The sequence below is a fragment of the Micromonospora sp. NPDC053740 genome, from assembly GCF_040677775.1.
Lineage (GTDB): Bacteria > Actinomycetota > Actinomycetes > Mycobacteriales > Micromonosporaceae > Micromonospora > Micromonospora alfalfae.
In genome coordinates, this window is the sequence record NZ_JBFASO010000010.1 from 52,945 (window position 1) to 74,448 (window position 21,504).

Consider the following 21,504-nt stretch of genomic DNA (forward strand, 5'->3'; position numbering starts at 1 on the left):
CGTCTCCTGTGTCAGCGGGGGGTGAGCAGGTCGGCGACGCGGACGGGTTGGCCGGTCTCGAAGGACCGGTTGGCGGCCAGACCGGTGAGCAGGGCCAACGCGCCGTCGTCGGCGGTCGCGGCGCGGCCCAACGGGTCGGGTTGACCGCCGAGGAGAACCCCTGTCATCCGGGCGTCCGCGCCACCGTGCCCGTGCCGACTGCGACCCTCCACCGGGATCTGCCGGGGCGGGGCCCAGAACGGGCGCAGGGTAAGCGTCGCACCACCGCCCTCGGCCGGCGCCTCGACGCCGTGCAGGGCGGCGCCCTTGACCGCGCCGGAGGTGCCCCTGTCGACGTAGTCGTTCTCGGCCACGTCCAGCTCCAGTCGGCCCCGGCTGCCGTTGACCATCACCCGGTAGCCCTCCCAGGGCGCGTACGCGGTGAGGTGGTAGGTCATGGTGGCGCCGGTGGAGTAGCGGGCCAGCACCGCCATGTCGTCCTCGATGCTCACCCCGGGCGCGAAGACGTTGCGGTCGCGTTGGTAGCCGTCCTCGGCCTCGGCGTCGAGGTACAGCTCGCGCAGCCGGGGGTGCGCGTCCAGCCGCAGCGCGAACGGGTCGTCGACGGCGGCGGGGGAGCCGTGCGCCCGGTCGTAGTCGCGGGCGTAGCCGTGCCGGCGACCGTCAGCGCCGTAGAAGAAGAGTCGGCCGGCCGCGTACACCTCGACGGGTGTGGCGGCCAGCCACCAGTTGACCAGGTCGAAGTGGTGGCTGGCCTTGTGCACCATCAACCCGCCGGAGGTGGCCTTGTCGCGGTGCCAGCGGCGGAAGTAGTCGGCGCCGTGGCGGACGTCGAGCAGCCACTCGAAGTGCACCGAGCCGATCTCGCCGACCGCGCCCTCGGCGAGCAGCCGGCGAACCTGTTCGTGCAGCGGGTTGTAGCGGTAGTTGAAGGCGACAGTCACCCGGCCGCCGGTCTCGGTCACCGCGTCCAGGATGCGCCGGCAGCGGGCCACGTCCACTGTCATCGGTTTCTCGGTGACGACGTCCCGGCCGGCACGCAGCGCTGCCACCACGTACTCGTCGTGGGTGACGTCCACGCTGGTGACCAGGACGACGTCGACGCGCTCGGAGTCCAACATGACCGCGAAGTCACCGGCCGGGTACGTGGGCACCGGGCGGTGACCCAGCTCGCCCAGCCAGCGGTTGTGCGCGTCCATGCGGGCCTGGTTGACGTCGGTGAAGGCGACCAGCTCGGTGGTGTCGGCGTGGTCGAGCACCAGCGCCCGGACGAACATCTCGGCCCGCGCGCCGGTGCCCACGACGGCGTACCGGGCCCGTCCGGCGGCTCTCGGTGACATGCGGTCGCCTCCCGTGATGCTGCAAAGGTTTGCAATGAAGTAATCACGATCGATCCGTTCGCGTCAACGACGACAGCGGGATCGGCGTCATTTGTCAGCGTTTGAGGGGCAGCAAGTCACTAGGGGGAGTGTGGGTGCAACGAAGCCGTAACCATTGACCGTTGACACTGGCGCAACCGTTTGCATTAATGGGCCACACCTGCGTGACCGCCACCACATCGGACGAAGGGGTCGCCGTGCCAGTCACCATCCGGGACGTCGCCCGGGCGTCCGGTGTGCACATCTCCACCGTGTCCCGCACCTTCTCCGCTCCACACCTGGTCAACCCGGAGACCCGGGTCCGGGTGCTGGCCTGCGCGGAGGATCTGGGCTATCGGCCCAACCGCGCCGCCCGGGCCCTGATCACCGGGCGGACACACAACATCGGGCTGATCATCGCGGACATCGCGAACCCGTTCTTTCCGCCGCTGATCAAGGCGGCGGAGAGTCAGGCCCGGCACCGCGACTACCACGTCTTCGTGGCCGACACCAACGAGGACCCGACCGCCGAGGAAGAACTGGTCCACGCCCTCGCGAAGCAGGTGGACGGGGTGCTGCTGTGCAGCCCTCGGATGAGCAACAGCCTGATCGAGCAACTCAGCCGCGAGGTGCCGCTGGTCGTGGTGAACCGCCAGGTGACCGGCCTGCCCTGCGTACTGATGGACGTCGGGCAGGGCGCCCGTTCAGCGATCGAGCACCTGGTCGGCCTGGGACACCGCAGCATCGCGCTGCTCGGTGGCCCGCGCAGCTCGTGGACCAACCGGGAGATGCGCCGTGCCGCCGCCGCGGCCGCCCGAGCCGGCGGCGCGGAGCTGACCATGCTCGGCCCCAACGCGCCCACCGAGGTCGGCGGCTCCGCCGTCGCCGAGCAGGTGCGACGCAGTGGTGTGTCGGCAGTGCTCGCCTACAACGACCTGATGGCGATCGGCCTGATCGAAGGGCTGGACGCGCTCGGGGTCCGGGTGCCGCAGGAGGTGAGCGTCGTCGGGGTCGACGACATCACCCTGAGCCGGCTGACCCGCCCCAAACTGACGACGGTGGCCACACCCACCGGGGCCGCCGGCCGGACGGCCGTCGACATGCTGCTGCAACAGGACATCGAGTCACCGCGCGCCGCGCGGGGGGCCGGTGCCGGCACGGCGCTCGGCGTCCGTCGTACCACAGCACAGGTAATGCTCCAGACCGACCTGGTCATCCGCGACTCGACCGGCCCGGGCCCGTACGCCCGACCGGCACGTCCCCTGGCCGCACCACGTGGCCCGGGCCCGCATTGCCCTGCGGACCCGGGCATCCCGACTGCGGCCACCGGTGACGCCGTCGCCTCCTAATGCCGAGGAGTGAGCGCACATGCACCCCGCAACGCCCCCCACCACTGACGCGCCCGTCGGGCGCGCCCACCGTACCCCGCTGCCTCGGCGGCGCCTGCTGCGTGGCCTGCTCGCCGTGACGGTCGCCGCACCGCTGATGTTCGGCGCCGCCGCCTGCGGAGACGACGGCGGCGGCGCCGCCGACCCGAACGCGCCGGTCAAGCTCTCCATCTTCTGGTGGGGTGGCGACGCCCGGGCCAAGCTGACCGAGGACGCCCTCGCGCTCTACACCAAGAAGCACCCGAACGTGACATTCGAGAAGACCTGGCAGGCCAACCAGGGCTACTTCGACAAGCTGGCAACGCTCACCGCCGGCGGTAACCCGCCGGACCTGTTCCAGATCGACGACAACTACCTCGCCGAGTACGCGGCCCGCAACACCACGCTCGACCTGACCTCGTATCAGGAGTCCGGGAAGCTGGACACCTCCAAGTTCCCCAAGAGCCTCTGGCAGTACGGCGTCGTCGACGGCAAGCTCGCCGGCCTGGCCGCCGGGGAGAACACCCAGGGTCTGGTCTACAACAAGACGCTGCTGACCAAGCACAGCCTGCCCGAGCCGACCACCGGGATGACCTGGGAGCAGCACATCGCCTGGGCCGAGCAGGTCACCGCCAAGACCAAGGTGCCCGGCACCCAGGACCCGAGCGCCGACTACAAGGCGCTCTGGGTCTGGCTGCGCCAACAGGGCAAGGACCTCTACAAGGGCAAGGAGCTGGGCTTCACCGCCGAGGACGTGACCACGTGGTTCGACCTGTGGAAGGGCGCCCGGGACCGCAAGGCCACCCCGAGCGCCGACGTCATCCACGAGGGCAACTCCAGCGACGTCACCAAGCAACTGGTGGTCACCGGTAAGTCGGCGACCTCCTGGGTCTGGGCCAACCAGATGCCCGACCTGAAGAAGAACACCAAGGACGAGCTGGGCGTGATCGCCTACCCCGGTGACCCGAGCGCGCAGTGGGCCCGCGCCTCGATGTACTGGTCGGTGTTCAAGGGCAGCAAGAACAAGGACATCGCGGTCGACGTGATCAACTTCCTGAACAACGACATGGAAGCGGTCAAGCTGCTCGGCACCGACCGTGGCCTGCCGTCCAACCTGGATCTGCGCCGGGTGGTCAGCGACGACACCACCGACCCGGCCATGAAGCAGTCCATCGCCGTCGAGGCGGAGCTGACCCAGAAGTTCGGCGAGTCGCCGCAGGTGCCGATCAAGGGCCACAGCAAGGTGAAGTCCGAGCTGATCAAGGCGGCCGAGAACGCGCAGTACGGCCGGGCCACCCCCGCCGAGGCCGCCGCCCAGTTCGTCGAGGCGTGCAAGTCCGCCATCGCCTGACCGCCCGCGAGGCGAGGAGAGGAGCTGTTCGTGGCGTTGACCACGGCACCCGACCCGACCCGACGCGGCCCCGGATCCGACCGGGCCCACGCTGAGAGGCGTGGGCCCGGACGCTTCCGGCACAGCGAAGGTCTGGCGGGGTACGTCTTCCTGTCGCCGTGGCTCATCGGCCTGATGGGTGTCACGGCAATTCCCATGCTGCTGTCGCTCTACCTGAGCTTCACCAACTACGACATCCTCACCCCCTTCTCCGAGGTGGAGTGGGTGGGGCTGGCCAACTACGAACGGATGTTCACCGCCGACCCGTCGTACTGGCACGCGGTGCGGGTCACAGTGACCTTCGCGCTGATCGCCGTACCGCTGAAGCTGGCCGCGGCGCTCGGCGTGGCGCTGCTGCTCAACCGCGCCTGGCGCGGCGTCGGGCTGTTCCGCGGGCTGTTCTACCTGCCGTCCCTGCTCGGCGGCAGCGTCGCGCTGGCCATCGTCTGGGTCAACATGTTCAACCGCGACGGCGCGTTCAACTCGCTGCTGAGTCTCTTCGGCATCACCGGCAAACCGTGGGTGAACGACCCCGACTGGGCCCTCGAAACACTGATGGTGCTGGCCATCTGGCAGTTCGGCGCACCGATGGTGATCTTCCTGGCCGGGCTCAAGCAGGTGCCCACCGAGCTGTACGAGGCGGCGTCCGTCGACGGTGCCAACCGGTTCCGCCAGTTCCGCAACGTCACCCTGCCGATGCTCTCCCCGGTCATCTTCTTCAACCTGGTGCTGGAGACCATCAACGGCTTCCAGGGCTTCACCGCCGCGTTCGTGCTCAGCAACGGCACCGGCGGCCCTGTCGACTCCACCCTGATGTACACGCTGAACCTCTACATCACCGGCTTCACCGACCTCAACATGGGCTACGCCTCGGCGATGGCCTGGGTGTTCCTGCTCGCCATCGCGGTCATCACCGCGATCTTCTTCAGCACCGGACGGTTCTGGGTGCACTACTCCGACGGGGAGGACCGGTGATGGTGACGGTGACCCCGACGACCACAGCGCCGACCGCAGCGCCGCCGAACGCGCGCCGACGGCCCGGCGGACGGCCCGTGCTGCGGCTGCTGATCCTGGTCGCGATCGTCGCAGTGGTGCTCTACCCGCTGATCTGGATGGTGGGCACCTCGCTGAAGTCCCAGGAGGAGATCGTCAACAACGTCGGGCTGCTGCCCGAGCGGTTCACCCCGGGCAACTACACCGCCGGGTGGTCCAACTTCGACGTCAGCTTCGGCCGGTTCTTCCTCAACAGCGCCATGGTCAGCCTGCTCACCGTCGTCGGTAACGGGCTCTCCTGCCTGCTGGCCGCGTACGCCTTCGCCCGGCTGCGGTTCCGGCTGCGCGGCATGTGGTTCGCCGTCATGATCGGCACACTGCTGCTGCCCCAGCACGTACTGATCGTTCCGCAGTACATCCTGTTCCGCACGCTCGGGCTGGTCGGCGGCGACTGGCCCTACCTGCCGCTGCTCATCCCGCAGTTCCTGGCCACCGAGGCGTTCTTCGTCTTCCTCATGGTGCAGTTCATGCGCGGCGTCCCCCGGGAGCTGGACGAGGCGGCCCGCATCGACGGCGCCGGCCCGTTCGGCATCTTCCGGCACATCATCCTGCCGCTGAGCCGCCCGGCGCTGGTCACCACGGCGATCTTCTCGTTCATCTGGACCTGGAACGACTTCTTCCGCCAGCTTGTCTTCCTGTCCCAACTGGAGGATTACACGGTCCCGGTCGCGCTGACCCTGTTCATCGACTCGACCAGCCAGAGCGCTGTCGGCCCGATGTTCGCCATGTCGGTGCTGTCGCTGCTGCCGGTCTTCCTGTTCTTCGTCGCGTTCCAGCGGATGCTCGTCGAGGGGATCAACACCAGTGGCATCAAGGGCTGAACCCGTGGACACCGGCGGGCGGCGGGACTGGCGCGACGTCGCCCGTGACGCCGCCGACCTGGCGCTGCTGGGCATCCTGTTGACCCTCGCGGCGGTGCCTCTGCTCACCGCCGCCGCGGCGGCGGGCACCGCCAGCGCGGCGGTGCACGACTGGACGCGTACCGGCAGTTGGCCGTCGGCGCGCACGACAGTGCGCCGGTTCGGCCGCGCGGTGCTGCCCGGTGTGCCGGTCAGCCTGCTCGCGCTGGTCGGCGCGGCGCTGCTCGCCGCCGACCTGGCGGCGCTGGCCACCGGCCGGGTGCCGGGCGGCCCGACGGCGCTGCTGGTGACGGCGCTGATCGCGGCCGGCCTGGCCGGGTACGGCGGGCTCGTCGTCGTCGAGGTGGGCGGCAACGGGGGCGGGCGGTGGCGGGCCTCGGCCCGCTGCGCCGCCCGCGCCTGCCTCGACGCGCCCACCCGCTGGGCGGCGCTCACCGGCGTCGTCGCGCTGGCCGGGCTGCTCACCGTCCTGGTCACCCCTGTCGCGGTGCCGATCCTCGCCGGCTACACGGTGGCCGCCCTGCACGCAGTCGCCGCCCGCCGGCCGGTCTCCGTCGCCGGAGGCCGGCAGAGACCAGCCGCCCCCGACGCCCGTCGGCCGGTCCCGGTCGCCGTCGCCGTCGCCGGTCGTCGGGAGCTGCCGTGAGCGGGGAGCCGGTGCGGCTGACGGTCGGGGCCACGGAGGTGGCCGAGTACGTGCTCGACCCGGCGGTGGACGCGCGGCACGGGCCCCGACCGTATCTGCACCCGGTACGCACGCTCGGCGGAACCGTGGTCACCGACGCGCTCCCCGCCGACCACGTGTGGCACCTCGGCGCGTCCCTCGCGGTGCAGGACGTCGACGGCAGCAACCTCTGGGGCGGGCGCACCTACGTCCGCGACGTCGGTTACACCTGGCGGGACGACCACGGCGTCATCGCGCACACCGGTGAGGTCGAACGGTCCCCGGGCCGGTACGCGCATGATCTCCAGTGGCGTGACTGGGCTGGCAGGGTGCTGCTGACCGAGCGGAGGTGGCTCACCGCGTCGGTGGTCGCGCCGGACGCCTGGCGGCTCGACCTGGAGTCCGTCCTCGTCGCCCCCGACGACCGGGAGATCCGGCTGGGCAGCCCGGCCACCAACGGCCGCCCGGGCGGGGCCGGGTACGGCGGGTTCTTCTGGCGGGCCGCCGCCGACGGCGAACCGGCGGTGTTCACCGCCGACGCGGCCGGCGAGGAGACGGTCAACGGCGGCGCGGCGCCGTGGCTCGCGCTGACCGGCGTCCGGTCGGGTGCCGGGGCGTACACACTGGTCTTCGCGGGCCTCGGCCGCGCCGACCGGTGGTTCGTGCGGACCGGAATGTATCCGGGGGTCTGTGTGGCGTTCGCGTTCGACAGTCCGGCGGTGGTGCCGGCCGGTGGGAGCCGGCACGGCCGGTACCAGGTGTGGGTGGCCGACGGGACCCTCGACCGGGACGGCGTGGCGGCCCTGGTCGCGGCAGTGCGGTGACAGTGCCCAGCGGTCCCGGTCAGCGCGAGCGGTCGGTCAGCTCGCGGACGGCCACCTGGTACGCGGCCTGGGTGTGGTAGGGCCAGTGCCCTTCGATCGGCGGCGGCACGGTGTCCGCCGGGTCGATGGTCAGGCTGCGGGGGTCACGCAGTCGAATGTCGACGTCGACGCCGGGCGGTGCTCCGTCCGGGCCCGGAGGAAAGATCGGCCCACCGATCGGGTCGGTGTCACGCCACAGGTTGCGCCACCGCCACCCGATCCGCTCGCCCAGGTCGCGGAGCGTCCGCGGCCCGAGGTACGCCGGGTAGAGCCGCGCGTAGGTGCGTTGCAGCGGTGAGCCGTAGGTCAACAGCGACACCCGGGCCAGCACGGACGGCGGTAGTTGCAGGATGGTGGCGGCGGCGAGCACCGAGCCGTGGCTGTGCCCGGAGATGACCACCGGTCCCCGCGCGGTGAGCCCGGTGACCCGTTTCGCCAGCTCCGGGACAGCGCGGGCGGCGTAGCAGGGCGGCGCGAACGGGTGGACGGTTCGGGGCCAGAACGTGCCGAGGTCCCACAGCACCGCCACCACCCGCCGGGTCTGGGCGGACCGGTACGCCCGGAAACCGAGGATCATGAGGCAGATCACCAACAGGCTGATCACCCAGACTCCGGCGTCGGTGACGTACGCGGCGAGCACGGCGAACGCGCCCCCGTGCCCGCCGAGGCGGGCCGCGAGCTGGGTGGGACCGATCCCGATCACGTCGAAGGCGACGGTGGCCAGCCCGAGCGACGCGATCACCAGGAACGCGATCAGCACCGGGCCGAGCTCCTCGGTGATCCGCGACCGGGCGATGGTCTCCCGGACCAGGCTCAGCCGGCGCCGGTCCTGCGCCGGCACGTCGGGGTAGTCCCGTTCGATGATCCGCGCCGCCAGTCTCCGTCGTCGCCGACGGCTCAGCAGAAGGGTGGCCGAGGTCACCGCCGCGCCGATCAGCAGCGCGGCGAGCCCGGCGAGGGCCGCCCACCAGTAGGCCACCGGCGGTTCCAGCGGGCCGACCACCGGCGGGTTGGGTCGGATCGGATCGGGGATGTCGCCGTGGTCGAGGGCGTCCGCGACGCGGTACACCAGGGTCGCGGTGAAGGCCGCGCCGACGCTCACGGCCGCCGCCGCCGCGATCGGGGTGCCGAGCCCGCGCAGGAAGGGGCGCTCGTCGTCGCGGGCGGCACGCTGTCGGGTGTACGTGACGATGGTGAGCACGACCAGCAGGACGCCCTGCGTGGCGACCACCCCGGCGGCGGCGCCCTCGTACCCGGGCAGCTTGCCCAGACCGGCCGGTGCCGGGTCCGCGAGCGTGGCAGTGCCGAGGCAGCACACGGTCACCACAGCGGTGGCCGCCCAGAGGGGGCGCAGGAGCCGTCGCGCCCTCGCCGGGCTGGCCGGCACGGGAAGGGCGAGCAGGACCACCTCGACCACGAGCAGCCCGACGGCGATCCCGAACAGCACGCCGTGACCGGGCGCGCCCACCCCACCCGGTGCGATGCCGGCGAGCAGGGCGACGTTCAGTGTCCCGACGCCCAGCACCACGTGGAGCTGGCGCAGCCAACCGGTGGTCTGTTCGTCCTGCCAGAAGCCGGGGTCGGTCAGGCTCTCGGTCCGTTCACCGGCCAGGCGTTGCGCCGACGACGGGCCGAACCCCTCGAAGGCCCGCGCCGACCTGGTGCCGATGGCCCAGACGACCCGCAGCGCCAGCAGCGGAACGATCGACAGCAGGGCCAGTCGGGGTCCGGTCGGGAGGGCGTGCAGCCAGGCCAGGTAGGGGCGGCTGGCCCGGCACCCGGGGTACGGCACACACTGCCAGCCGACCAGGTCCAGCGTGACGCCCACGGACGCCAGCACGAACGTGGCCGTCAGGGTGCCGGCGAGCAACCGGCACAGCGCGCCGAGCAGCCCCCACCGGTCGTGCCCCGGCGGGCGGAGCCAGATCGCCAGGTTGCTCAGCATGAAGGGCAGCAGCAGCAACATCGATGCCGTCCGGACCGCCGCGCCGGCGGTCAACGAACCCCAGCGGTACGCCTCGACGGCGACTCCGCCGGTGGCCCCGCCGGCGGTGCCGCTGCCCGGCCGGGGCCGGAAGAAGCCGGCGTGCGCGTCTCCGGCGACCCGGACCACGATCGGGTGGTCGAGGATCCGTTCGGCGGTGACCCCGGAGATGCCGTGTACGCGCAGCTCCACGGCGTCGCGCCCCGGCGTCCTGTCCACGCCGTCAGGGTCACAGACAATCCACCGGGCCGCTGCTGATACGGCAAATCAACGGGGCGAGGGGGTGGTGGTGCGGGCTGGTAGGGCCGCGGTCACCCGGACGGCCTTGACGATCGCCGGGATGGAGCCGATCAACAGCACCAGCCCCCAGATGATCGCGATGATCGCGAAGACCAGTGCCGCCACGTCGTCGACGATGCTGACCAGGATCACCGGCACCAGGTTGTGCAGGAACTCCAGCACCACAGTGCACAGCAGGGTGGTGAGGATCAGCAGGACGAGGCCCTTGTTCTGCAGGAAACGCGGCTGCGCCAGCACCAGCATCCCGGCCCACACCAGCTTGAGCAGCAGCACCAGCCCGAGCAGCACCGCCGCCTCGCCGACCGGGAAGAAACCCCACAGCGCCAGGTACGCCAGGGTGCCGAACGGGACGGCCAGGAACAGCGACACCATGATGGACAGCTCCACGAACGCGACAACCAGCGCGATCAGCCCGACGATGATCAGGATGATCGAGAAGATCAGGCTGGCGACGCCCTGGACTCGACCCTGGACGCGCTCGGGCAGCAGCAGGCCCAGGCAGAACAGCCCGGTGCTCCAGACCGCCACCGCGTCGATCAACGCCAGGTAGCCGGTGCCCCGGCCGGACGGTTCGCTGACCCCGGACACGTCGTCGATCTCCACGTCCAGCGCGCCGGCGCTGTCGGTGAGGGCCGCGCCGGCGTCGGCGCCGCCGAGCAGCAGCCCGGCACCGAGTTCCACCCCGATCGCCAGGACGATGGCGAGCATGGCCATCAGCAGGAACGGCTTGCGCAGGTCACCCACGGCGGCACCTTCCTCTCGGTCCCTGTCGGGTCAGGACGTGGCCACGACGACAGTGCAGCCGCCCAGGCCGGGGCAGACCAGGCCCACCTCGCTGGCCTGGTCGACGGCGATCTTCGCCACCGCGCCGGTGCCGTCCGCCGCCGGCTCGACCTCGTCGCGGATGGTGAGGTCGGCGTCGCCGGGCGCCGGGGCGACGACGGTGAACCGGGCCGCGCTGCGCAGCACCAGGGTGCGCAACCCGCCGGGGTCCGCGACCCGCACCACGCAGTTGCCGGAGAACTCCAGCCGGCCCGCCTCGTCGGCGCAGTCGGCGCTGACCCTCGCCGGATCCACAGCGGAACGCTCGCCGCCCAGCGCGCCCAACCGGTCGACGAACCCGTGGCGGGCCCCCGGATCACCCCGGTCGTCGCGGCCCGCGCCGACCGCGACCACGAACAGCGCCACCAGCAGGACGGCGAGCAGCCCCAGCACCGCCTTCTGCCGTCCACTCATCGGGCCACTGCCTTCGCCACGATCTCGGTGAACCGGATCTCGTCGACGCCCGCGAAGTAGCGGTTCGTGCCCTGCGTCTTGCCGACCACCAGCAGCGTGACCTGGTGGGGGCCCTTGGCGAGCCGGACCGCGCCGACGTCGAGGAATTCCGTCTTGCGCACCGTTGGCGTGAAGCCGAGGAACGTCCCGCCGACCTGGGTGCCGTCGATGACGAAGACGGTGTTGGCGTAGTCGAGGGAGGTGGTGCGTACCGCGGCGAAACGCCAGGTGCCGTCGGCCGGGATCTGCACCGTCACGGTGACCTTGTCGCCGATGGCCAACCCCTGGAAGAACAACTGCCTGTCGCCGGACCAGGTCACCCCGCAGCAGTTGGGCTGCGCCTCCACCTTCGCCCCGTTCTTCGCCGGCGAGTCCACCACCGCGCCCGGCACCAGGCTCTCTGCCTCGACGGTGACCACCCGCGGCTCGCCGGGGGTCGGTTCGCCGTCGCGGGTCAGCAGCACCACCCCCACGGCGACCACCACCAGCACCAACGCCGCCGCCGCGGCGATCCACAACCACGGGGTACGCCGCGGCGGCGCTACCGCCCGCACCTCGTAGGTGACCCGGCCGCTGGAGCGGGAACTCTCCTCCGGCGCGGTGTTCGCCGAGTACGCGAACCCGGTCATGTCGTAGCGCCGGGGCGGGGTGCCGGCCGGCACGGCGAGCTTGACCAGGAACGACACCGAGCCCTGGCCGGGTACCACCCGTTGGGGTTCGGCGACGGTGAACCACGCCCGCTGGGAGCCGTCACCGGGTGCCACGTCGAACACCACGGTGTCCGGCGCGTTGCCCGGGTTGGACACGGTGAAGGTCAGCTCGCCGCTGTTGCGCGGGTCGACCGTGAACTGCTCGGCGGCGGCGACGACCGCCCACTCGGTGGTCATGACGACTCCTCTTCCAGGACGATCTCGACGGTGGCCGACGCGGGTTTCTCCGCCTCGACGATGCGGGTGATCACGGCGAGCTGACCGGCGGCGGCGACCGGCACCCGCACCACGACGTGGAAGGCCCGCTCGGCGGGCTCGTCGATGACGAAGCCCGACGCCCCGGTGGCCAGTTCCAGGGCTCGTCGCATTCCGTACGGGGTGCCGCGCCAGCGGGCCAGCAGGGCGGCGTTGGCCACCAGGTCGCGCAGCCGACCCACCGGCAGCGGCAGCGGGGTGTCCGGCCGGGGCGAGGTCACCACGTGGTCCATCGCCACCCAACGGGTGAGCCGCACCACCAGTCCGTCCGGCGCACGGTACGGGTCGAACAGCGCGTCCACCTCGGCGAGGATCGCCTCGTCCGGGGCGTGCAGCCCCTCCATCACGTCCAGCAGCGCCCAGAGCACGCTGCCCGGCACGCAGGCCCGCTGGTAGGCGGCGGGCAGCAGCCGCTCAATCGCCGAGCGTCGCATCCTGGCGCACCACCTCGATGTCGTGCTCGCCGGAGCAGAGCAGCCAGGTGTCGGGGACGGTCACCACGTCGGCGGTGGCCTGGTTGGCGCTGGGCGTCCAGGTGACGGCGTCGGCGCTGCGGTGTACGCCGCGTTCGCCGCCGGCCAGGATCAGCCGCTCCGTCGGGCCGGTGCCGCCAGCCGCGGCGCCCCCGGCCGTCGAGCCGCTCACCGCGATGGCGTCGACCGGCACGAACCGAGTCCGGTCCCGCAACGGCAACCCGCAGTTGACAGATACCGCCTGCCACTGCGGCTGGGCGGCCAGGGTGTCCAGCCTCAGCACCCCGCCGCTCTGCGTGGCCGCCACCGCCTGCTGACCGGTGAACGCGAGGTCGCGGCAGGTGCCGCCGATCCACCCGGCCTGCATCGACTGCCACTTCACGTCGGACTCGAACAGCCGGGTGCGGTGGCAGCCCTGGCCGGGCTTCTTCGGGTCCGGTTCGCCGGCGCCGCTCCACAGCAGGGTGGCCGGGCCGTCGTACTGCACGGCGAGGACCCGGTTGTCCACGTTGGCCAGACCGACGTGACCGAAGCTGCCGGGCCGGCCGCCGCCTGTCGACAGGTACACCCCGAAGCTGGCCTGCGCCGCCACCGCCACTCCCGGCGCGCCCCGCTCGGAGACGAACGTGCGGACCGCGTAGAAGCCCCGGTCGGCGTCGGTGGGGTCGACCAGGATCTGCAACGGCACCGCCCCGGGCAGCAGCGACACCTCGTACAGGCCGGTGTCGGTGGCCACCAGCAGCGCGCCGGCGCCGTCGCGGTCCAACCAGGCCACGTCGGAGATCCGCGAGTCCAGGTCGGTGAGCAACGACCACGTCTCGCCCAGGTCGGTGCTCAGGTGCACCCGGGAGCCGCCCGAGGCGCGCAGCGTCACCACCGCCACCGAACCGGGACGCGCGACGATGCCCGGCCGTACCGGCGCGGGCGCGGGCGCGACCCGCAGCACCGTCTCGCCGTCGAACCGACCGGCCGGCTCCCAACCCGAGCCGCCGTTGCTGGAGCGGAACAGCACCGGGCCGCGCCCGGCGTACCAGGTGCGCGGCTGGTACTGGTCCACGGCGAGGGCGCGGACGTCGGCGTCGGGGGCCTCGTCGACCACGAACCGCACCGACTCGACGTAGCGCACCCCCGGCTCGGCGTGCTCCAGCAGCCGGTACACGTTGGAGGCCCGCAGTGGCTCGCCGAACGGCCAACCGGTCGGGTTGAGCGCGGTGGGCAGCGGGCTCAACGTCTGGTGCAGCCGGTCGTGGATGCGGCGACGGACCGCGTCCACGTCCTCCTCGCGGCGGACCACCACCCGGGCCCGCACGGACACCGCCTTGAACCTCGCCCAGGTGGCCCGGGAGCGGATGCCGACCATCCGGCGTTCCTCCAGGTCCGCCTCGACCCGATGGCGCGCCTCGGGTACCTCGTGCTCGCGCAGCAACGCCACCGGCAGCCGACCGCCCGGTCGGGCCGCCTCCGGCACGTACGGCACCAGCACCACCTCGACCTCGCCCGGCTGGGCGAAGCTGTACACCGCCGCGCGGGTGAACGCCCGCGCCCGCGCCACCGCGCCGGAACTGGTCGCGAGGATCTCGAAGTCGCGGGCGGTGACCGCCCGTTGCTGGGCGAAGAACTCGTACGGGCCGCGTAGCAGCACCGACTCCAGCGCCTCCATCTCCCGGCCCCCGGCCGCCGGGGCGGGGTTGTCCACGCGTACCCCCGGTAGCGGGTCGCGCAGGCTGGTCAGCGTGCCCGCCGCCACGTTGCCGGTGGGCCCGCCACCGGCGCGGTACCAGAGCCGGATCTGCCGTCCGGCCGGCGGCACCGCCGCGACGGTCACCGGCGCTACGGTGCTCGCCGGTGCTGCCGCGTCGGCAGTGGCCCCGCCGTGCGGGGTCGCCCCGGCCGGGGGTCGCAGGTCGAGGGCCGGAGCGAAGATGACAGTGCCGGAGCAGCGATCGACAAGGTACGCCTTGGCCTGCGGACCGAGCCCGGCGAAGCTGTCCACCGGCTGCCAGATCTCGAACGTACGGGAGTCGTGCTCGCGGGCCGCCGCACCCAGCTCGACAGTGCCGGCCGGCACCTCCACCCCGAGCAGCAGGTCCAGCGCCTCGGCGGTGCGTGTCAGCGGCGCGCGCGTCGCGCGCAGAACCTGCCCCGGCTGGCCGGTGCCGACCCCGAGCAACTCGGCCTCGACCGGCTCGCAGTGGTGCATCCGCACCGTCACCGACGCCTCGTCGGCAGGCAGCAGCGTCGGCTCGGTGGTGACGAACACGACAGGCCGAGGGTCCGCGCCCCGGGCCGCGGCGACCCGCAGCCCGGCCGGGATCCGGACCGCACCGCGGTCGGTGCCGGTACGGGTGAACCGGACGTCCGCCCAGGCCGCTGTCGGCGCGTGCCGGGTGACCCCGAGCAGGTTAAGAAACGAGACGTACGCCTTCTCCGGCAACTGGTTCAACCGGTAGATCATCACCTCGGTGAGGTGCGCGAACGTCTCCACCAGTGCCATGCCGGGGTCGTGCGCCGACAGGTCGGTCCACGCCGGGCAGGACTGCCGGATCCGTTCCCGGGCCTCGGTGACCAGGTCGAGGAAGCCGCGATCGTCCAGGTGCGGCACGGGCAGCGTCATGATGCTCCTCCCTGAGCGGGCTCGTCGACCGGGAGCAGATCCACTGAGAAGACCAGTTGCCCGGGGGTCAGGCTGGCCCGCACCCGGTAGTCCAACCGGATCACCAACCGCCACGCGTCGTCCGGGTCCGGACCGGCGTCCACGTCGATCACCTCGACCCGGGGCTCCCACCGGGCGATGGCCTGCCGGACGTAGTGAATGGCCAGGCCGGCCGTGGTGTCGTCGTTGGGCGCGAAGACCAACCGGTGCAGCCGGGAGCCGTACCCGGGTCGCATCAGCCGCTCGCCCGGCGTGGTCGACAGGAGCAGGAACAGCGCCTGCCGTACGCTCTCGTCGCCCTCGGTCATCGCCAGGCCGCCGGCCGCGGTGAGCGCCAACCCGCCGGTGCGGCCGGCGTCGAAGCCGGCGCCGACGAAGCGGAACGCCCTCATCGGTCCGCCCCCAGGAACTGTTGGCGGGGGTCGCGCACCGTGTGCTTGACCAACCCCGGCGGTGTGCCGTTGGTGAACCCCTCCAGGTGTGACAGCACCACCCGGTGCCCGTCGACGCGGATCCAGTCGCTGTAGCCGACCCGGACGGTCAGCGTCGTCGTACACGGCTTGATGGTCGGTCCGTAGTTCGGGCAGGCGACGATGGTGCGTCCCTCCGGGTCGTCGTCCACGAGCACTGGCACACCGGTGACGGTCACCCACTGCCGCGAGGGTCGGTTCTCGACCCGGCCGTCGTGATCGCAGGTGATCACGGAGTCACTGTGGATCCAGCGCATCAGCCGCCTCCTTCGTGGTGGGCGCGGGCGAGCGAACGGGCCTGCTCCGCCGCGGTGGTCGGGTCCTCGGTCGAGTCGGCGTGCAGGAAGTCCACGCTGCGGGCGCGCACCACAATGGCCCGGCCGGGTGCGGAGATCACCAGGTCGGACGCCGCGTGCAGGGTGGCCAGGTCGGGGGTCAGCTCCAGGAAGCTGCCGCCCTCGGTGCCCAGCCGCAGGCTGCGCCGCACGTCGTCGACGACGATCGACTGTCCGCCGGCGGTGCGCATCGTCCAGCGGCGGGCCCTTCCGTCGTCGATGCCCGCGTCGTACGGCTCGACGGCGCCGAACAGCGAACCGAGCACGATGCCCGAGGCCGGCTCGCCGCCGGGCAGCACCACCAGCACGGTGTCGCCCGGATCGGGCAGCGCCACCAGACCCTTGCCCGGCCCGGCCCCGGGGCAGAGCACGGCGAGCCAGCCGGCGTCGAGGTCCCCGTACGCCGGCAGGGTCAACCGGACCCGGCCCAGCCCGTCCGGGTCGGCGACGTCGGTGACGCTGCCGAGGGTGACCACCGCCCCGCCGCCCGGGGTCGTCGGGGTGGCCGGCGGCGCAGTGGAGAAACGGGTCAGGTGCCCGTTGCCGTCCACCGTGTGCACCACCTCGGTCAGCACGTACGTCCCGGCGACCGGGTCGGGCACCCCGCCGAGGTCGACGCGCCGGCCCGGCCGTAGCGCCGGATCGCCCTCGGCCACCCCCTCGGCCGTGGCCAGCGCCGCCGCACGGGTGTCCAACCGGGCCTGGGCCAGCGCCGCCAACTCGTCGTCACTGCGGCCGGGCTGGTCCACGGCGGTGCGAACGCCGCCGGCACCCACGTCGGCCGGGTCCGGGCGGTCGTCGGCGGGTCGGCCGCAGCGCGCCTCGTCGACCTGCTGGCTGATCACCTCGGCCCGCTGCGGGTGCCAGCCCAGTGCCGCACTGGCACCGCTGGCCTGGTCGGTGTTCGTGGACAGTCGCAGGGTGTGCACCTCCGCGCCGAGCGTCAACGCGACAGGCTCCCCGTAGCCGGCGAGGGTGACCAGCCGGACGCCGTCACCGTCGGCGGCCAGGTGCAGCCCGGCCCGGCCGGCCACCTCGCGCAGCAGCTCCAGGTCGCTGTGCCGGTGTTGGAGCAGCCGCTCCAACCGAGGGCCGTCGACCTCGGCGGTCACCGCCAGCCCCACCGCGCCGCACAGTTCCCGGGCCAGCTCGACGGCGGTCACCGCGGTGAAGACCCGTAACCCCTGCCGCTTGCGCAGCCGGTGCAGCGGGTCGTACGCCCGCAGCCGCAGCACCGCCGCCCCGTCGGCGGCGAACTCCACCTCCACGCAGGTGACCTCGCCGCTGAACAGGGCGTCCGCGTGGTCGGCGAGCCGTACGTCGAGCGCTGTGCCGGGACGTACCACCGGGTCGAACGCGCCGGTCCCGGCGGTGGTGGCGAGCACCAACTCGGCCTGGGTGGGCTGGTTGAGCCGGGCCGCCACCCGCACTGAGCGGACCCGCTGACGAGCCGCGCCGACCAGCTCGACGCCGTCGAGCAGGACGATCAACGCTCGGGGCGCGAGGCTGGTCACGGCGTACCCCCGGGACTGCCGGACCCGCTCGGAACCGAGCCGGTCGGGCCGGTGGCCCCGTCCCACGGCGCTCCGGCGACCGAAGCGCCCAGGTACGACGCTCCCGCGCCCACCGCACCCGCCACCGACCGCGCCAACCCGGTCACCGAAGCGGTGCCGGCGGTCGGTGGGACGGCGAGGGTGGTGCCGGCCGGCACGGCGAGGGGATCGGTGATCCGGTTGTGTTCGGCAAGCAGCCGCCAGCGCAGTGGCGAGCCCAGCGCGTCGTTTGCCAGCAGGTCGAAGCGCACACCGGAGCGACCCGGCTCGGCCGCGCCGTCACCGGCGGCGATCACCGCGCTGCCCGGCGCGGCGGTCGGGGTGCTCGCGGCGGCCAGCTCCTCGGCGAAGCCGGCCTCGGCCTGATCGGCCGTCTCCGCGGCGCGGACCAGCTTCAGCCGCAACCAGGACCGCCGCGGCGACCCGGTGCCGGTGAACGCGTCGAACCGTTCCGCCACCGCGACGATCACACCCGGCACGTTCCAGGTCTTGCCCCAGACCAACCGGACCAACGGCGGTCGCAGCCATCCATGCTCGGCAGTGGAATTCTCCGCCAGCATCCACAGCGGACGCGTGAGCACCCGGACGTCGGCCGGACGCAGTTGCGCCTCCACGAAGTCGACGTCGAAGAGCAGGTCCAACACCAGCTCGGTACGGCCACCGCCGGTGAAGACCAGCGGGTCGTCGGCCAGACCGGACCCGGTGAGCTGCCCGCCGCCGGCACCCCGTTGGCGTACGCCGGCGAGCCGGGTCACCTGCACGGTCTCCGGGTTGAGCAGGCAGTCCACCCGAACGCCCGAGGAGTCGATGAGGAAGGCGACGCGTTCCATCAGTCACCCGCCTGTTCCCGGTCCAGTCGGGTCAGCTGGGCGTTGTCCACCGACGCTCCGGCGACCGACCACAGTGCGGTGTCGTCGGGCAGTGCCGGCCATGGGTCGACACTCCGCGTCGCCGCGCTGGGCGACGGCCCGTCGACGCCCGACGCTCGTCCGCCGGCGGCCGCTCCCGTCAGTGCGTCGCGCAGCGGGGCCACGGGCCCGGGTGGTGCCGGTTCGCCGGGCAGGGCCAGCCAGGGTCCACCGTCCCCGAGGCGATCCAGTTCGCCGCGCGCGGATGATGACGGGTTCCCGCCGCTCGTCACCGTCGCACCCGCCCAGGATGCGTCGACCCCGCCCCGGGTCGGCCCGTTCACGAAACGGTGCCCAGCCACCGCGTCCGCCCGCGACGTGCGCGCCGTGCTCGGCGCACCACCAGGCGGGTGCCCGCTCGCATCCCCTCTCAGCCGGGCCTGGCCGTCCGCCGGGTCGCCCCGGAACCCGTTGTGACCTGCCGAGAGTCGATCGGCGGCGGGTAGTGCGGTGGACGAGTCGGCGGAACGCCGGTGGGCGACCTCGTCGGGCCACTGTGCGTCAGGGTGCGGGTGGGAGGTGGTTCGGGTGGCTTCGGCCTCCGCCCGGCGCGGGCGACTGCCCGGCGACCCGTGCGGCCCGAAGACCATGGAACGGACCGGCTGTCGGGGCCCATCCGCCCGGGGCAGCCCGCTCGCGTCGAGGGCCGTGCTGTCGAGGGCCGTGGTGTCGACCCGGGCCGCTCGCAGTACCGGAGGCGCCGCCGCGCCCGGTCCCGCCTGCCGTGTCGAACCGGCTGGCGGGGTCGACGGGTCCGGCCAGGTGGACCCGGCCGGCGTGGTGGTCAGGTCCGAGCTGGTCGGGGGCGTCCCGTCGCCGGATGGGCAGGCAGCACCGGTGCCCGTACCGTCGGGCTGGTCACCGGCTCGTGACGGGTGGCCTGCCCTGCCGGTTCGGCCCTCGGCCCGCGACCTGGTCGACCCCTTGTCTCCGCTCGCACCCCGACCGCCCACGTCTCCCGCGTCGCCGAGCCTGTCGGACCTGCCGAACCTGGCGTTCGCGACCGGGTCCGCGCCGTCGGCGTCGACCCGAGCGGCCGGCTCGCCCTGCCCGCCGTTGCGGACCCCGGCCTCGGCGTTGCCGGTCGGGGACGGGTCGAGGTCCAGGTCGTGCAGCAGGCCTGGCGCGTGGGCCGCGACCAGGTCCAGCCAGTGCCGTGGAGGCTCCCCGAAACGGCGGGGGGCCACCACTGGCGTCTGCGACGGCGGCGGAAGGTGGCCGGCGGGCTCGACCCGTACGGCGAGGCGCTGCACCGCCCCGGCCGCCGAGCGCAGCCGGCCGGCCAGCCAGCTACGCGGGCGTCGGCGCGGTGGCACCGCCGGTCTCCAGCTCCAGGCCCTCGTAGCGCAGGGTCAGCGAGGCGATGGCGATCTCGTGGCTGAGGGTGTTGAGGTGTGCCCCGCGCCACCGGGTCGGCCAGGCGTCGATCAGGTTCCAGCGCAGCACCTCGGCCGTCCCGACCGAGTCGAGCAGCACCACTGACACGTTGCGCCGGTTGAGAGTGCCCTGGGCGGTGGCGTTCACCCAGTCCCACAACTCACGGGAGGCGGTGAGGCCGAAGTGCAGCGTCACCGGCTCGTACTCGGCTTGGCCGGGCACCATCCGCATCCGACCCAGGCCGTGCTCCCGGTACGGCTGCCCGGGGATGTTCACCTCCAACCCGGTCATCTCGGTGAAGTGGCCGTTGGTGACGCCGTTGATGAGCAGTCGGAAGTTGTACGCCCGGTACGGGTCGACAGGGGCCCCGGGTTGCGGGGTGGCGGTGGTGGGCATGTCAGCCTCCGATCGTCTCGGTCTCGGTTCCGCCGGCCCACTGGCTCAGCTTGAACACCACGAATTCGGCGGGCTTGACGACCGCGATGCCGATGTGGGCGATCACCATGCCCGCGTCGCGGACGTCCGGCGGGTTGGTCTCCTCGTCGCACTTGACGAAGAACGCCTCCTCCGGGCTGCGCCCCAGCAACGCGCCGTCGCGCCACACCCGGGTGAGGAACGCCCCGATGTCGCGCCGGATCGAACGCCAGAGGGTGAAGTCGTTGGGCTCGAACACCATCCACCGGGTGCCGTTGGCGATGGCCTGTTCGATGGCGATGCTGAGGCGTCGGACGTTGAGGTAGCGCCACTCGCTGGCCTCGGCGGCGAGCGTACGGGCGCCCCAGACGCGGATGCCCTCGCCGGCGAAGTAGCGGATCACGTTGACGCCTTTGGGGTTGAGCACGTCGTGTTCCGGTCGGGTGACCAGGTAACCCAGGTCGACGGCGCCGCGCACCGGTTCGTTGGCCGGTGCCTTGTGCACCCCGCGCAGGGCGTCGGTGCGGGCCCAGATGCCGGCCAGGTGCCCGCTCGGCGGGGTGAGTTCCAACTCGCCGCTGATCGGGTCGCGCACCCGTAGCCAGGGGTAGTAGAACGCGCCGAACTCGGACTGTCGCGGCCGGTAGGCGGCCCCCTCGTGGCCGCCGGAGCCGCCCGGCTGGGCCGTGCCGCCGCCGGGACCGCCGCCCGTACCCTCGGCGGGTTTCGGGGGTTTGCCGGAGGACGGTGTGGCCACCCGGGTCAACGCGGAGATGTCGTCGATGTCCGGCGCCGGGTCGCAGATCGCCACCATGGTGCGGGTGCGTTCGGCCATGCTGAGCAGCGCCTCGTGGGACACCACGTCGTGGAAGCCGGGCGCGGCGATGATGGAGATCTCGTCGACGGCCTCCAGCAGTTGCAGACCGCCACGGCGTTGCCCGCTGCCGGTGATCGCGCCACCCTCGCCGACGTTCACCACCCAGCAGCGGGCGCCCCCGTTGTCCAGGAAGCCGAAGACCGCCCGGGCCAGCGGGGTGCTCTCCACCCTCTCGCCGGTGGCGAAGAGCCGCAGGAACTCCGTCCAGTTGTTGACCGGCACCGCCTTGCCCAGGTGGGCGGAGCGGTCCGGGGCGACGCCGACGAAGGCGGCGATGCTGGTGCTCGCCGGCCCGATCGGTCGGGCGCCGCTGGGGACCTCCTCGACATAGATGCCGGGGGAGAAGTAACTGGGCATCGGTCCTC

Annotated in this window: 20 protein-coding genes; 6 read left to right on the forward strand and 14 right to left on the reverse strand. The window is 72.6% G+C overall.

What is annotated here, in order from left to right:
- Positions 1-11: 11 nt before the first annotated feature.
- Positions 12-1,340, reverse strand: a complete 1,329-nt coding sequence (locus AB0K35_RS24715; protein WP_363887932.1) for a Gfo/Idh/MocA family oxidoreductase — start codon at positions 1,338-1,340, stop codon at positions 12-14.
- A gap of 236 nt (positions 1,341-1,576) precedes the next feature.
- Here AB0K35_RS24715 and AB0K35_RS24720 point away from each other — a divergent pair, with 236 nt between their 5' ends.
- From AB0K35_RS24720 to AB0K35_RS24745, 6 genes are read left to right on the forward strand one after another with little or no spacing between them, the layout of a single operon-like run.
- Positions 1,577-2,707: a LacI family DNA-binding transcriptional regulator gene (locus AB0K35_RS24720; RefSeq protein WP_363887935.1), complete on the forward strand. Its 1,131-nt coding sequence runs from the start codon at positions 1,577-1,579 to the stop codon at positions 2,705-2,707.
- 19 nt (positions 2,708-2,726) lie between these two features.
- Positions 2,727-4,076 carry an extracellular solute-binding protein gene (locus AB0K35_RS24725; RefSeq protein ID WP_363887938.1) on the forward strand — a complete coding sequence of 450 codons (1,350 nt, stop codon included), beginning with the start codon at positions 2,727-2,729 and terminating at the stop codon, positions 4,074-4,076.
- A gap of 30 nt (positions 4,077-4,106) precedes the next feature.
- Positions 4,107-5,090, forward strand: coding sequence for a sugar ABC transporter permease (locus AB0K35_RS24730; RefSeq protein ID WP_238670630.1), 984 nt, complete (start codon positions 4,107-4,109; stop codon positions 5,088-5,090).
- The gene (locus AB0K35_RS24735) at positions 5,090-5,989 is read left to right on the forward strand and encodes a carbohydrate ABC transporter permease (protein WP_238670724.1); all 900 of its coding nucleotides are present in this window, start codon (positions 5,090-5,092) and stop codon (positions 5,987-5,989) included. Before AB0K35_RS24730 ends, AB0K35_RS24735 begins: the two co-directional genes overlap by 1 nt.
- Before the next feature lie 4 nt (positions 5,990-5,993).
- The gene (locus tag AB0K35_RS24740; protein ID WP_363887942.1) at positions 5,994-6,674 is read left to right on the forward strand and encodes a hypothetical protein; all 681 of its coding nucleotides are present in this window, start codon (positions 5,994-5,996) and stop codon (positions 6,672-6,674) included.
- Positions 6,671-7,516, forward strand: a complete 846-nt coding sequence (locus AB0K35_RS24745; protein ID WP_363887945.1) for a PmoA family protein — start codon at positions 6,671-6,673, stop codon at positions 7,514-7,516. Before AB0K35_RS24740 ends, AB0K35_RS24745 begins: the two co-directional genes overlap by 4 nt.
- Positions 7,517-7,535: 19 nt before the next feature.
- Here AB0K35_RS24745 and AB0K35_RS24750 read toward each other — a convergent pair whose 3' ends face one another.
- The 13 genes from AB0K35_RS24750 to AB0K35_RS24810 are packed head-to-tail and all read right to left on the reverse strand — an operon-like array spanning position 7,536 to position 21,496.
- Positions 7,536-9,758: a hypothetical protein gene (locus AB0K35_RS24750; protein ID WP_363887948.1), complete on the reverse strand. Its 2,223-nt coding sequence runs from the start codon at positions 9,756-9,758 to the stop codon at positions 7,536-7,538.
- A 48-nt stretch (positions 9,759-9,806) separates the two neighbouring features.
- Positions 9,807-10,583, reverse strand: coding sequence for a hypothetical protein (locus AB0K35_RS24755; protein ID WP_238670634.1), 777 nt, complete (start codon positions 10,581-10,583; stop codon positions 9,807-9,809).
- 30 nt (positions 10,584-10,613) lie between these two features.
- Positions 10,614-11,075 (reverse strand): hypothetical protein, encoded by a 462-nt coding sequence (locus AB0K35_RS24760; protein ID WP_363887951.1) that lies wholly within the window; start codon positions 11,073-11,075, stop codon positions 10,614-10,616.
- A complete protein-coding gene (locus AB0K35_RS24765; protein ID WP_363887953.1) occupies positions 11,072-12,001 on the reverse strand; it encodes a hypothetical protein in 930 nt (309 codons plus the stop codon). Before AB0K35_RS24765 ends, AB0K35_RS24760 begins: the two co-directional genes overlap by 4 nt.
- Positions 11,998-12,513, reverse strand: a complete 516-nt coding sequence (locus AB0K35_RS24770) for a phage tail protein (RefSeq protein ID WP_238670637.1) — start codon at positions 12,511-12,513, stop codon at positions 11,998-12,000. Before AB0K35_RS24770 ends, AB0K35_RS24765 begins: the two co-directional genes overlap by 4 nt.
- Positions 12,494-15,166 (reverse strand): putative baseplate assembly protein, encoded by a 2,673-nt coding sequence (locus AB0K35_RS24775; RefSeq protein ID WP_363887956.1) that lies wholly within the window; start codon positions 15,164-15,166, stop codon positions 12,494-12,496. Before AB0K35_RS24775 ends, AB0K35_RS24770 begins: the two co-directional genes overlap by 20 nt.
- Complete coding sequence (locus AB0K35_RS24780) at positions 15,163-15,597, reverse strand: GPW/gp25 family protein (RefSeq protein WP_030489705.1); 435 nt, start codon at positions 15,595-15,597, stop codon at positions 15,163-15,165. Before AB0K35_RS24780 ends, AB0K35_RS24775 begins: the two co-directional genes overlap by 4 nt.
- On the reverse strand, positions 15,594-15,932 hold the full coding sequence (locus AB0K35_RS24785; RefSeq protein ID WP_112700535.1) for a hypothetical protein: 339 nt from the start codon (positions 15,930-15,932) through the stop codon (positions 15,594-15,596). Before AB0K35_RS24785 ends, AB0K35_RS24780 begins: the two co-directional genes overlap by 4 nt.
- A complete protein-coding gene (locus AB0K35_RS24790; RefSeq protein WP_363887958.1) occupies positions 15,932-17,524 on the reverse strand; it encodes a contractile injection system protein, VgrG/Pvc8 family in 1,593 nt (530 codons plus the stop codon). The genes AB0K35_RS24785 and AB0K35_RS24790 overlap by 1 nt, the downstream gene beginning before the upstream one ends.
- Positions 17,521-18,393 carry a hypothetical protein gene (locus AB0K35_RS24795; RefSeq protein ID WP_363887960.1) on the reverse strand — a complete coding sequence of 291 codons (873 nt, stop codon included), beginning with the start codon at positions 18,391-18,393 and terminating at the stop codon, positions 17,521-17,523. The genes AB0K35_RS24790 and AB0K35_RS24795 overlap by 4 nt, the downstream gene beginning before the upstream one ends.
- Positions 18,393-19,787 (reverse strand): hypothetical protein, encoded by a 1,395-nt coding sequence (locus tag AB0K35_RS24800; RefSeq protein ID WP_363887963.1) that lies wholly within the window; start codon positions 19,785-19,787, stop codon positions 18,393-18,395. The genes AB0K35_RS24795 and AB0K35_RS24800 overlap by 1 nt, the downstream gene beginning before the upstream one ends.
- Positions 19,762-20,244 (reverse strand): phage tail protein, encoded by a 483-nt coding sequence (locus AB0K35_RS24805; protein ID WP_030327509.1) that lies wholly within the window; start codon positions 20,242-20,244, stop codon positions 19,762-19,764. The genes AB0K35_RS24800 and AB0K35_RS24805 overlap by 26 nt, the downstream gene beginning before the upstream one ends.
- Position 20,245: 1 nt before the next feature.
- Positions 20,246-21,496, reverse strand: a complete 1,251-nt coding sequence (locus AB0K35_RS24810) for a phage tail sheath subtilisin-like domain-containing protein (RefSeq protein ID WP_363887965.1) — start codon at positions 21,494-21,496, stop codon at positions 20,246-20,248.
- Positions 21,497-21,504: the final 8 nt, after the last annotated feature.

Bases quoted from the DNA above. Each gene is read 5' to 3' on its own strand.
- AB0K35_RS24715 (WP_363887932.1), bottom strand. From the start codon at position 1,340: ATGTCACCGAGAGCCGCCGGACGGGCCCGGTACGCCGTCGTGGGCACC.
- AB0K35_RS24725 (WP_363887938.1), top strand. From the start codon at position 2,727: ATGCACCCCGCAACGCCCCCCACCACTGACGCGCCCGTCGGGCGCGCC.
- AB0K35_RS24735 (WP_238670724.1), top strand. From the start codon at position 5,090: ATGGTGACGGTGACCCCGACGACCACAGCGCCGACCGCAGCGCCGCCG.
- AB0K35_RS24760 (WP_363887951.1), bottom strand. From the start codon at position 11,075: ATGAGTGGACGGCAGAAGGCGGTGCTGGGGCTGCTCGCCGTCCTGCTG.
- AB0K35_RS24765 (WP_363887953.1), bottom strand. From the start codon at position 12,001: ATGACCACCGAGTGGGCGGTCGTCGCCGCCGCCGAGCAGTTCACGGTC.
- AB0K35_RS24770 (WP_238670637.1), bottom strand. From the start codon at position 12,513: ATGCGACGCTCGGCGATTGAGCGGCTGCTGCCCGCCGCCTACCAGCGG.
- AB0K35_RS24775 (WP_363887956.1), bottom strand. From the start codon at position 15,166: ATGACGCTGCCCGTGCCGCACCTGGACGATCGCGGCTTCCTCGACCTG.
- AB0K35_RS24780 (WP_030489705.1), bottom strand. From the start codon at position 15,597: ATGAGGGCGTTCCGCTTCGTCGGCGCCGGCTTCGACGCCGGCCGCACC.
- AB0K35_RS24785 (WP_112700535.1), bottom strand. From the start codon at position 15,932: ATGCGCTGGATCCACAGTGACTCCGTGATCACCTGCGATCACGACGGC.
- AB0K35_RS24795 (WP_363887960.1), bottom strand. From the start codon at position 18,393: ATGGAACGCGTCGCCTTCCTCATCGACTCCTCGGGCGTTCGGGTGGAC.
- AB0K35_RS24805 (WP_030327509.1), bottom strand. From the start codon at position 20,244: ATGCCCACCACCGCCACCCCGCAACCCGGGGCCCCTGTCGACCCGTAC.
- AB0K35_RS24810 (WP_363887965.1), bottom strand. From the start codon at position 21,496: ATGCCCAGTTACTTCTCCCCCGGCATCTATGTCGAGGAGGTCCCCAGC.